The organism is Gordonia sp. YC-XJ4 (genome assembly GCF_059511865.1).
Genome location: NZ_CM183447.1, coordinates 1,628,961 through 1,640,768, shown reverse-complemented (window position 1 = coordinate 1,640,768; position 11,808 = coordinate 1,628,961). Strand labels below are relative to the sequence as shown.

The following is an 11,808-nucleotide window of genomic DNA, read 5'->3' as shown; positions in this document are numbered from 1 at the left end:
GGTGGCGTCACTTCCGATTCGCTCGGACGTCCGCACCGATCAGAAGGAGCGCGAGCATGGCGACACGATTCGGATACACCCTCATGACCGAGCAGGCCGGACCCCGGCAGCTGGTCCGGGACGCGGTGGCCGCCGAGAAGGCCGGCTTCGATTTCGAGGTGTCCAGCGATCATTACTTCCCGTGGCTCTCGGCGCAGGGCCACGCACCGTACGCATGGACGGTGCTCGGCGCGGTGGCTCACGCGACCGAGCAGGTCGAGCTGATGACCTACGTGACCTGCCCGACGATTCGTTACCACCCGGCCATCATCGCCCAGAAGGCCGCGACCCTGCAGTTGCTCGCCGAGGGCCGGTTCATTCTCGGACTCGGTAGCGGTGAGAACCTCAACGAGCATGTCGTCGGCGCGGGGTGGCCTGCCGTCTCCGAGCGGCACGCCATGCTCTCCGAGGCGATCGAGATCATCCGGGCATTGCTCGACGGCGGTCTGGTCGACCATCGCGGCGAGTACTTCCAGGTCGATTCGGCACGGATCTGGGATCTGCCCGACGACGGTGTGCCCATCGGCGTGGCGGTGTCCGGACCCCGTTCGATCGACGAATTCGGGCCTCTCGCAGACCATCTCATCGCCGTCGAGCCGAACGCGGACTTCATCGAGCACTGGAATGCCAATTCCGAGACCACCTCGATCGGGCAGGGCGCCGCGCTCGACCCGGCGCGCGCGATCGGCCAGATCCCGATCTGTTGGGACCCCGACCGTGACACCGCGGTGGCCCGCGCCCACGACCAGTTCCGGTGGTTCGCCGGGGGCTGGCATGTGAACGCGAACCTGCCGACGACCGCGGCATTTGCCGGCGCCACCCAGTTCGTCACCCCCGACGACGTTGCGGCCAACATCCCCTGCGGGTCGGATCTCGACGAACTCGTCGACGGTATCCGGCCGTTCGTCGACGCCGGATTCACCGACGTCGCACTCGTGCAGATCGGCGGCGAGAGCCAGGAGCGGTTCCTCGACGAGGCCGCCGGGCCGTTGCTGGAGAAGTTGCGGTCGGCCTGAGCGCTGACGCTGGAACACGGTGCGTGCCAGGCCACGGAAATGCTGTTCTGTCAACGGATCTCCGCCGAACGCACCCTGACCTCCGTTCTTACCCGAAGGCCATGACCGGGCTGCGAAGTCAACGTTGCATAGTCGGTGCCCGCCCTCCACAGTGGACGTCGTTGGTCGAACGACGGAAGACGGGTCAATGGCTGAGATCACCGACAGGGCAACGCAGATCGCAGAGGAGCAGATCGCAGAGGAGCAGCAGGCCGTCGACACGATGTACACACGCCTCGACACCGAGACGATGACCGGTCTCCGAGCGCGCGAGGAGGCCCTCTCGTCGCCCATCGACGGTCCCGAAGATCGTGTTGCGCGAGACGCCGATCTCTCCCGTCTGGACAAGGCCATCCGTCGGCTCCGAAAGGCCGAACACGCACTGTGTTTCGGGCGGATCGACGGAACCACCGGCGGCGCGCCACTGTACATCGGTCGGATCGGGCTCCTGTCGGACTCGCACCGTACCCTGCTCGTGGACTGGCGGGCCGACGCTGCTCGACCCTTCTACGCGGCGACCGCGGCGTCACCGCTCGGGGTGCGTCGGCGTCGTCACCTGCGACTGCGAGACCGTGAGGTCGTCGAGCTCACCGACGAGATCCTCGACGGGACCGCACCGATCGATACCGACGTCGTCGGCGACAGCCCCCTCGTCTCTGCACTCAGTGGAGCCCGGACGGGTCGGATGCGCGAAGCGATGGCGACATTGCAAGCCGAGCAGGACGAGATCGTCAGATCCGAACACCGCGGAATCATGGTTGTCGATGGCGGCCCGGGAACGGGCAAGACGATCGTTGCCCTGCATCGGGCGGCGTATGTGCTGTACGCGTTTCCCGCGATTGCCGCTCGCGGAGTACTGGTGTTCGGACCGAACAGACGATTTCTCACCTATATCTCCGACGTTCTGCCGTCCCTGGGTGAGAACGATGTCGCGCTCCGTACACCCACCGACCTGGTGGATTTCACGGTGACGCGCACAGAGACCGATCCGATCGCACTCGCGAAGGGCTGCAAACACTTTGCCGAACTTCTCGCCGGTCGAGTCGAGACCTCACAGCCTCGTGGGATACCCCTTCGATTGCGGACCGGGTACGGCGCGGTCGTGCTTGATCCCGCGCGCGTGGATGCCGCGCGCCGCAGCGCGTTGCAGGGCGGCGTCGGCCACAACCGGGCACGGCAGGCATTCCTCGAACAGATCGTTGACGAGGTGGTGACGGAGTTGGAAGCACAAACCGCACAGGAGATCTCGGACTTCGAGGACGAGATCAGAAACGTACTCGGCATCGATCTCGATCGAATGTTCGCCGGCGAGGCCCGGCCCTCGGCGTATGACGACGACGGCAGCGGGGAGCTCGAGATCGACTGGGACCGTATCCATGATGATCTCCTCGACGACGCCGAAATCACACGGGCCATCGACGAGGTCTGGCCATTCCTCACCGCCGAAGGCGTGGTGCGTGACGTGCTCACCGACGCCGTCTCGCTCACCCGCCACTTCCCCCGGTACACCGACAAGGACGTCGCCTCGATCGTCGACTGCGCTCGACAAGGTTGGAGCATGGCCGATCTGGCCCTCCTGGATGAAGCCCGCACGCTCGTCGACGGGCCACCGGAGTCGGTATATGGACACATCGTCGTCGACGAGGCGCAGCAACTCTCGCAGATGCAGTGGCGGATGCTCATGCGTCGATGCCCGAACCACTCGATGACCATCGTCGGCGACCTCGCCCAGTCGGGACCGACCACGACCATCAGCTCCTGGGGCGAGGCGCTGCACCCTTTTGTCGACGACCGCTTTGTCCACCACACTCTCACGATCAACTACCGCACCACCGCGGAGATCTTGGAAACGACGGCGCCCGTCCTCGCGCGTATCGCTCCCACACAGCGGCTTTCACGCTCGATACGTCATGGCGAACATCCGACGACCGGCATCGTCGCGAACGATGCCGTCGACTCCGAGGTGGACGAACTGCTCGCGGCGATACGGGCAGCGCACCCCGGGGAGCTCATCGGCATCATCACCACGGCACGGCGCGCATCGTGCTTCGACGCCGGCGCACTCGGAGACGATGTGATGGTCGTGCCGGCCGCCGACGCGCGTGGTCTGGAATTCGACACCGTGATCGTGCTCGGCGCCAACGAGATCCGGGGTGCGGACCACTCCGGTCTCCGAGATCTCTACGTGGCACAGACCCGGGCGACCAAGCGCCTGGTCATGCTCGACATCGGCGGGCCCGTTCCTGACGACGGTGCGGCCTGATCCCTTTACGCTGGTCGATTTCGCTCGCGCGCAACGATTTCCTTGCGCGGGAGGGAAATCGACCAGCGGGAAGCAGTAAGTGGTGCGCTCAATCGCCTACCGGGACCTGCGCCAACCGGACGAAGTCGTCGACGTCGAGCTTCTCGCCGCGGATCTGCGGGTCGATGCCGGCGGCGCGTAGCCGACGCTCGGCCTCGGCCGCCGAGCCGGCCCACCCGGCCAGCGCCGACCGCATCGTCTTGCGGCGCTGCGCGAAGGCGGCGTCGATGACGGCGAACACCTTCGCCCGCACCGCGGGATCGTCGGAATAGCGTGAATGCCGTTGTACGCGAACCAGTCCGGATTCCACCTTGGGTTCCGGCCAGAACACGTTGCGGCCCACCGCCCCCGCCCGCGACACGTCACCGAAGTAGCGGGCCTTGACGCTCGGGACACCGTAGATGCGGCCGCCCGGTCCGGCGGCGAGACGGTCGGCAACCTCGGCCTGCACCATCACCAGCGCGGTCTGCAGGGTCGGGCACTGTGCGAGCAGGTGCAGCAGCACCGGGACCGCGACGTTGTAGGGCAGATTCGCCACCAGCGCGGTGGGCGCGGCGGGCAAGTCGTCGGCGCGCACCGTCATCGCGTCGGCGGTGACGACGTCGAGTGCCGCGGACCGGGTCGGCGCGTACTCCGCCACGGTGGTGGGGAGTCGCGCGGCCAGGACCGGGTCGATCTCGACGGCGATCACGCGTGAGACGGTGCCGAGCAGGGCCAGGGTCAGCGAGCCGAGGCCGGGGCCGACCTCGAGCACGACGTCGTCGGCGCCGACCCCGGATGCGGCGACGATGCGTCGCACCGTGTTGGCGTCGTGAACGAAGTTCTGCCCGAGGGTTTTGGTCGGGCGAACGCCCAGTTCGGTTGCCAGAGCCCGGATCTGCGCGGGACCGAGTAGGCGCGAATGCGCAGGCGCGTCGTCGGCGGTCAGATCAGAGCCCCAGCCGCGACGAGCAGGACGGCCACGCACCCCAGCCCTGTGCGGCCTGGGTCTTCTCGGCGATCGCGATCTGCTCCTCACGGGTGGCGAGGTCCGGGCGCGGCGCGTACTCCTGGCCGCCCCAGCGATCCCAGGTGTTCTGGTCGAACTGGATACCGCCGTAGAAGCCGTTGCCGGAGTTGATCGCCCAGTTACCGGTCGATTCACACTGGGCCAGCGCATCCCACACCGAACCGAACGGCACGAACGGGGCGCCCGGCTTGGTCCCGACGCGAACGGTCGCCGCAACCGGTTGGGTGAGCACGTCCTGGCCGATCTTCACGCGCTTGGTGATCTTGCCGTTGACGGTGGTCACCTCGTACTGAACCTTCGCTCGGCCCGGCTTACCGGGCTTGACGACGATGCGGCGATCCTTGATCAGGGTCGGATCGTCCTGGGTGATGTCGGGAGCGTTGACATCCTCCTCGACCGTGGTCTCGGTGGTGCGGATGCGGGTGACGTTGATGACCGTGCCGTCGGTGACCTTGGCGTCGGCGGCCGGGGTGACCTTATCGGCGTCCTGCAGCGGCGCACCGATGCCCTCGAGGGCCTCCGAGACGGTGTCGGCGGGCACCGACTTGATCGAGGGCACCCCACCGTCGATGATGACGAGCTTCTTGGGGAGCGTGACGTCGACGACCGCGCCGTTGACCGGGATCGGCCCGTTCGCGTTGAAGTTCGCCTGGTCTGCGCCGTGCGCGAGTCCCTGCTGTGCGAGGAGTTGGTTCACATTGACCGCGGTCGTCTCGACGACCCGCTTCTGGCCCTCCACGTCGAGGACGACCTGCTTCTTGCGGTGGAAGGTGATCGTCTGGCCGTCGGAGAACGACGAATCGGGCGACGGCGACACCATGTCGCCACTGGCCGGCTGGTAGCCCTGCGACTCGAGCAACGAGTCGACGTTCATCGTCATCGTGGCGACCTGGATCTTCTGGCCGTCGACGTCGATGGTGACGTGTTTGTGCATGGTCACGCCCATCACGCCGCCTGCGGCGACGGTGCAGAGCACGGCCCCGATGGCGATGCGGGCGCGCATCGACTCCAACGTGTGGATTCTCGCGAAAACAGACAAGGTCAAGCATCCTGATCGACGACGTGGTCATCCCCCGACACCGGCGCGAGGTGGTCGTCCCGACAGGCCCGAGGGCCCACATCCCGAGGAACGAAACCACCGCCGAGGCGACGGATCACAATACGATAACGAGCAGGGGTGATTACTGCAAAGACAGCCGGTACACGCGCCGCGCGTTGTCGCCGAGTGTCCGCGCCATCGTGTGCTCATCCGTTCGACGGACACCGGCGAGTAACCGCGCCGAATAGGGCAGGCAATAGGACTGATTCGGCTGGCCACGGTAGGGATGCGGGGTCAGGAACGGTGCGTCGGTCTCGACGAGGATCTGCCCATCGGGAACCAGGTGAGCTGCCTCACGCAACTCGGCGGCATTGGCAAATGTCACAGTTCCAGCAAAACTCAGAAAATAACCGCGATCTATGCATTCGCGAGCAACGTTTCGGTCACCGGAGAAGCAATGCATGATCACGGAGTCCGGGCAGCCCTCGGCCGCCAGGATGTCGAGGAGGTCGTGGTCGGCCTCCCGGTTGTGGATCATCAACGGTTTGCCGATCCGCTTGGCCAAATCGATGTGCCAGGCGAAGGCCTCCTTCTGCACCTCCGGCGACGCCGCCGACTCGGACTTGCCGGGCCAGTAATAGTCAAGGCCGGTCTCGCCGATGGCCACCACCCGCGGATCGGCGGCCATCTGTTCGAGTTCGGCGCGCGCCGCATCGTCGAGTTCGCCCGCGTGGGTGGGATGCAGCGCAACCGCGGCGAACGCCCGATCGTCCCAGTGCGCGGCGTCGAGGGCCCAGCGCGCGTCGATCATGTCGTCGGCGACGGTGACGACCTGCCCGACGCCGACCCTCTCGGCGTGATCGAGAATGGCCCGCACCGAGTCCGCATCCCGGCCACCGCAGGCGGCGAGATGGGTGTGCGCGTCGACCAGCCCCGGCAGCGGCTCGGGGTCCGGCGGCGGCTCCCGACGCCGCCGCTTCTTGGCCGCCTTGGCGCTCTCGGCCTTCATCGAAGCGCTGTCGGCGGTGTGGAGGGCGCTGTCGGCGGTGTGGTGGGCGCTGTCGGCGTCGGTCATGGGGCCAACTGTAGGGCTCGGCGCACCGGGGTCGGGGTTTACCGGTCCGCCTACAGGTCGACGCTGCCGGTGATGACGGTCGTGCTCTCGCCGCCGATCCAGATGTTCTCCCCGTCGTCGGTGACGTGCACGCGTCCGGACCGGCCGAGCACGGTTCCCTGAGCAGCCACATAGGACGACGGCGCCAGACCGGCGCCGCGGAGCCACATCGCGATGCCGGCGTTGAGACTGCCGGTGACCGGGTCCTCGGGGATGCCGTCGCCGGGTGCGAACGCGCGGACCTCGAACATCACATCGGTGTCGGGGGCGGTCGCCTCGGTGTGGGCGCCGACGAGCCCCACCTCATGGTCGCCGAGGGCGGCGAAGTCGGGGGTCACCTCGAGCACGCGCTGCGCCGAATCGAGCTGCAACACCATCCACCGCGGTCCGTTGATCACCCATTCGGCGGCGAGTACGTGCTGCGGGTCCACGCCGAGGGCGGCGGTCACCTCGGCGCGGGTGTCGTCGGCGACCGGCCCGGAGCGGCTCAGGGGCGGCGCGGCGAAGGCGAGGCGACCGTCGGTCCGTCGGATGCGCACCAGCCCGACACCGCACTCCTGCACGATGTCGTCGCCCGCGGCGACACCCCCGGCGGCGAGCCACGCATGCGCCGACCCCAGCGTCGGATGCCCGGCGAAGGGCATCTCCGAGCCGGGAGTGAAGATCCGCAGGCGGTAGTCGGCGTGCGGGTCGGTCGGCGGCAGCAGGAACGTGGTTTCCGACAGATTGGTCCATCGCGCGAACGCCGCCATCTGTTCGTCACTGATCCCGTCGGCGTCCACGACCACCGCCACCGGATTGCCGGAGACCGGTTGGGACGCGAAGACATCGACCTGGGCGAAGCGTCGGGACTGTACGACATCACGAGACATGGCCTCATGGTTCATCATTCGCGTCGCACGCGTCCACACATTTGTGCACCTGCGCGACACCCGGCGGATCCGCGTCGCTCGCATAGCGCGCCCCAGCCGCCACAGACGGGTAGCGTGGCCACTCGTGTTGGGTTTGCCAGATGACGTCACCGTCGCGCTCTTCGACCTCGACGGTGTCCTCACCAGTACCGCCGTCCTGCATCGCCATGCGTGGAAGGCGGCGTTCGATGCCTACCTTCGTCAGCGTGACGGCGAGGGGTTCACGCCGTTCACCGAACAGGACTACCTCGACCACGTCGACGGCCGTCCGCGCGACGACGGCGTGCGTGCCTTCCTCGCCAGCCGCGGGATCGACGACGTCGACGACGCCACCGTCGAGTCGATCGGCAGCGGGAAGAACGAGATGTTCCTCGCCAGCCTCGAACGCGATGGGGTGAACCCGTATCCGGGATCGGTGCGCTATCTGCAGGCCGCCAAGGATGCCGGACTGCGGATCGCGGTGGTGACCTCGTCGAAGAACGGTGCCGCGGTGCTCGACGCCGCCGATCTGTCGAAGTTCGTGGAGGTACGCGTCGACGGTCTCGAGACCGCCGCCGCGGGACTGCGCGGCAAGCCCGCCCCCGATTCGTATCTTCTCGGAGCACAGCGGATGGGCGTCGAGCCCTCCGCCGCCGCGGTCTTCGAGGATGCGATCTCCGGAGTCCAGGCCGGGGCCGCCGGTCATTTCGGCTACGTCGTCGGTATCGACCGGGTCGGCGGCACCCAGGCCGCGTCGATGACCGCGGCCGGGGCGTCCATCGTCGTCAACGATCTCGAGGAGTTACTCCCCGCATGAGCACCTCCGACAACGCCTACGGATTCGACGTCCACCCATGGCAATTGCGCTGGCGCGGACTCGACATCGACATGCTCGGGCGCACCGAGACCCTCTTCGCGCTGTCCAACGGACACATCGGGTTGCGCGGCACCTTCGAGGAGGGTGAGCCGGTCGATCACCCGGGCACCTACCTCAACGGCTTCTACGAGCAGCGCGGTCTGCCGTACGCCGAAAGTGGTTACGGTTACCCCGAATCCGGGCAGACCGTGGTCAACGTCACCGACGGCAAGATCATCCGGCTGCTCGTCGAGGACGAGCCGATGGACCTGCGTTACGGTCGCACCGAGGAGCACGAGCGTGTGCTCGACTTCCGCACCGGCACGTTGCGGCGCAGCACCCTGTGGACCTCCCCGACCGGTCGCACCGTACGCATCAAGTCCGAGCGGCTGGTGTCGTTCACCAAGCGCACCATCGCCGCGATCCACTACGAGGTGGAGCCGGTCGGCGAGGACATGAAGCTGGTCCTGCAATCGGATCTGCTTGCCAACGAACCCATTCCGACGCCGGGCAACGATCCGCGCCTCGCCGCCGCACTCGATCAGCCGCTCGTCTCGGACCTCGCGACCTGTCGCAACTACTGGGGCATCCTCGTCCACCACACCAAGCGATCCGGCCTGCACATGGCCGCCGGAATGGACCATCAGATCGAATTCCCGGATCGCGCAGACACTTTCATTCGCGCCGACGGCGACCTCGCGCGACTGACGGTCGCGGCCAACGTCCCCGAGGGCACCCGGCTGAGCCTGACCAAATACATCGGCTACGGCTGGTCGGCGCGGCGATCGGTGCCCGCACTACGCGCACAGGTCGACGCCGCGCTGGCGATGGCCATGGAGACCGGCTGGGAATCACTGAAAGCCAACCAGGCCGCCTACCTCGAGGACTTCTGGCGCGACGCCGACATCGAGCTCGACGGCGATCCCGAACTGCAGCAGGCGATCCGGTTCGCCCTGTTCCACGTGCTGCAGGCCGGCGCCCGCGGCCAGTCGCGTGCGATCCCGGCCAAGGGCCTCACCGGCCCCGGCTACGACGGCCACACCTTCTGGGACACCGAGAGTTTCATCCTGCCGATGCTGACCTACACGGTGCCCGCGGCAGCCGGCGAGGAGTTGCGCTGGCGCCACGCCACCATGGACAAGGCCAAGGCACGTGCCGCCGAACTCGCCCAGCGCGGCGCGATGTTCCCCTGGCGCTCGATCAATGGCGACGAATGTTCGGGTTACTGGCCCGCGGGCACCGCGGGCGTGCACGTCAGCGCCGACATCGCCAACGCGACCGGCCGGTACCTGCGCGCCACCCACGATGAGCAGTTCGAAACCGAATGCGGCGTCGAGATACTCGTCGAGACCGCCCGCCTGTTCGCCGGCCTCGGACATCACGACGTCAACGGGCACTTCCGGATCGACGGCATCACCGGACCCGACGAGTACACCGCCGTGGTCAACAACAACATCTTCACCAATCTCGCTGCGCAACAGAATCTTCGGGATGCGGTGGCCGCGGTGCACCGACGCCCGGATCTGGCTCAGCAGTTCGGCGTCACCAACGCCGAGTCGGCGCACTGGGAGGCCTGCGCCGACGACATGGTGATGCCCTACGACGAGGCACTCGGTGTGCACCAGCAGTGCGAGGCGTTCACCCTGTTGGGCGCATGGGATTTCGAGGCCTCACGCGGCAAATACCCACTGTTGCTGAACTATCCGTATTACGAGCTGTACCGCAAGCAGGTCGTCAAGCAGGCCGATCTGGTGTTCGCCATGTACCTGTTCGGGGAGAGCTTCACCCCGGAACAGAAACTGCGGAACTTCGACTACTACTACCCACTGACGGTGCGGGATTCGTCGTTGTCGGCGTGCTGTGAGGCGGTCACCGCCGCCGAGGTCGGCTACCCCGACCTCTCCTACGATCTGCTCGTCGAATCGGTGTTCACCGACCTGCACGATCTGCATGACAACGTGGCGAGCGGTCTGCACATCGCGGCGCTGGCCGGAGCATGGATGGACTGTGTGGCCGGGTTCGGCGGCATGCGCGACTTCGGCGGCAACATCACGTTCGCGCCGAGACTGCCGACACGACTGGACTACCTGTCGTTCCGGATGACGGTGCGCGACTCCAAGATGCTGGTCGCCATCGACAAGAGCTCGGCGACGTATCGCCTGCTCTCGGGACCCGACATCGACCTCGCGCATCACGGCGACAAGTTCACCCTCACCGAGGGCACACCGGTCACCATGTCGATCCCGGAGATCGCCCTGCGTGAGCCCCCCAAGGCCCCGCCGGGATGCGAGCCCTACCGCCGTCAGATGTGAGAACCCTGGTGGTCCCCGATCTTGGCGTTACCGTCAGTGCGTCTGGGCCGCTTGCGGATCCGAGATGACGTAGCGGTCGGCGAGTTCGCCGAGTTCACGCAGCACCCGCTTGGACGACTCCGCCCACGGCATGAGGATCGGGAAGACGTGGAACATGCCACGCTCCTCCCTGCCGGTCACCGGCACCCCGGCGGCCTCGAGGTTCTCGACGAATTGCCGGATGCCGTCGCGGAACATCTCGACCTCACCCCAGCAGACGAACGTCGGTGGGAACCACTGCGGGTCGGGATGGCCGTAGACCGCGGAGACCCGGTCGTCGTTGGGCTGCACCCCGCGCAGGTAGGGCGCGACGGGGATGCTCCACGGCAGGATGTCGTACGGCGCGTTCTCGACGATGGAATCGTGGTCGAGATCGAGGTCGATCTCCGGTGAGAACAGGGCCAGCGCGGCCGGTTTGGGGAGATCGTGATCGCGGAGGTAGGCCACGAGCGAGGTGGCGAGCCCACCACCGCCGGAGTCTCCGGCAACCACCAGATGCTTGGGGCCGACCCCTCGCTCGAGCAGCCCGCGGTAGACGTCGGCGGCGTCGTGTACCCCGGCCGGGAACGGGAATTCCGGCGCCATCCGGTAGTCGGCGATGAAGATCTCGAACCCGGTGAGGCGGACGAGGGCGGCGGCGAACGCGGCGTACATCATCGGTGAGGTGCCGATGTAGCCGCCGCCGTGCAGATACAGCATGGTGCCGTCGATGGCCTTCTTCTGCTCGGCGTCGTCGACGTAGGAGTCGGTGGAATCCTTGGCGCGACACCAGATCCCCGGAATCCCGGCGATCTCGTCGGCGACGATCTCGACCTTGCCGGCCAGACCGACGACCGGTGGGAGCACGATCTTGCAGATGTCGTCGATGAATTTCTCCATCGAACGGAACTCCTCGATCGGCAGGCCCATCGAATAGCCCATGAACGCGCGGATCGTCTGTCGGGTCACCGACTGTCCGAGGTTGTCCAGGAGGCCGCCGGGACCGCTCCACGGCTTCTGGAACGGGACCCGCGCGAGTCCGTTGAGCATGCTCTCGGCCAGACCCACCACGGCCAGCGCGCTCACGGGTCCGGATGCGGTCGCTACCTCGGGACGATCAGCCATCACCATGCGGCCAGCCTAGGCGCCGTGTGCGCGAGGCCGCTTGTCGGTC

Annotated in this window: 9 protein-coding genes; 4 read left to right on the top strand and 5 right to left on the bottom strand. The window is 67.0% G+C overall.

Annotation, left to right across the window (positions count from 1 at the left end):
- Positions 1 to 56: 56 nt before the first annotated feature.
- Both AC5ZH6_RS07190 and AC5ZH6_RS07185 read left to right on the top strand, forming a co-directional pair.
- On the top strand, positions 57 to 1,055 hold the full coding sequence (locus AC5ZH6_RS07190; RefSeq protein ID WP_006369554.1) for an LLM class F420-dependent oxidoreductase: 999 nt from the start codon (positions 57 to 59) through the stop codon (positions 1,053 to 1,055).
- Positions 1,056 to 1,242: 187 nt separating this feature from the next.
- The gene (locus AC5ZH6_RS07185) at positions 1,243 to 3,357 is read left to right on the top strand and encodes a HelD family protein (RefSeq protein WP_094602459.1); all 2,115 of its coding nucleotides are present in this window, start codon (positions 1,243 to 1,245) and stop codon (positions 3,355 to 3,357) included.
- Between the two features lie 88 nt (positions 3,358 to 3,445).
- Here AC5ZH6_RS07185 and rsmA read toward each other — a convergent pair whose 3' ends face one another.
- The 4 genes from rsmA to AC5ZH6_RS07165 all read right to left on the bottom strand — a co-directional run bounded on the left by rsmA (position 3,446) and on the right by AC5ZH6_RS07165 (position 7,448).
- Positions 3,446 to 4,363 carry a 16S rRNA (adenine(1518)-N(6)/adenine(1519)-N(6))-dimethyltransferase RsmA gene (gene rsmA / locus AC5ZH6_RS07180; RefSeq protein ID WP_020172049.1) on the bottom strand — a complete coding sequence of 306 codons (918 nt, stop codon included), beginning with the start codon at positions 4,361 to 4,363 and terminating at the stop codon, positions 3,446 to 3,448.
- Positions 4,326 to 5,444, bottom strand: coding sequence for a resuscitation-promoting factor (locus tag AC5ZH6_RS07175; RefSeq protein ID WP_196813462.1), 1,119 nt, complete (start codon positions 5,442 to 5,444; stop codon positions 4,326 to 4,328). Before AC5ZH6_RS07175 ends, rsmA begins: the two co-directional genes overlap by 38 nt.
- 142 nt (positions 5,445 to 5,586) lie before the next feature.
- Positions 5,587 to 6,453, bottom strand: a complete 867-nt coding sequence (locus AC5ZH6_RS07170; RefSeq protein WP_338066895.1) for a TatD family hydrolase — start codon at positions 6,451 to 6,453, stop codon at positions 5,587 to 5,589.
- Between the two features lie 116 nt (positions 6,454 to 6,569).
- A complete protein-coding gene (locus AC5ZH6_RS07165) occupies positions 6,570 to 7,448 on the bottom strand; it encodes a PhzF family phenazine biosynthesis protein (RefSeq protein ID WP_020172052.1) in 879 nt (292 codons plus the stop codon).
- A gap of 106 nt (positions 7,449 to 7,554) precedes the next feature.
- Here AC5ZH6_RS07165 and AC5ZH6_RS07160 point away from each other — a divergent pair, with 106 nt between their 5' ends.
- Entirely contained in the window at positions 7,555 to 8,265 is a 711-nt protein-coding gene (locus AC5ZH6_RS07160) for an HAD family hydrolase (RefSeq protein ID WP_006369560.1), read from the top strand.
- Positions 8,262 to 10,616, top strand: a complete 2,355-nt coding sequence (locus AC5ZH6_RS07155; RefSeq protein ID WP_014359269.1) for a glycoside hydrolase family 65 protein — start codon at positions 8,262 to 8,264, stop codon at positions 10,614 to 10,616. Before AC5ZH6_RS07160 ends, AC5ZH6_RS07155 begins: the two co-directional genes overlap by 4 nt.
- Before the next feature lie 33 nt (positions 10,617 to 10,649).
- Here the strand turns inward: AC5ZH6_RS07155 and AC5ZH6_RS07150 are convergent, their stop codons facing one another.
- Entirely contained in the window at positions 10,650 to 11,765 is a 1,116-nt protein-coding gene (locus tag AC5ZH6_RS07150; protein ID WP_014359268.1) for an alpha/beta hydrolase, read from the bottom strand.
- Positions 11,766 to 11,808 lie beyond the last annotated feature (43 nt).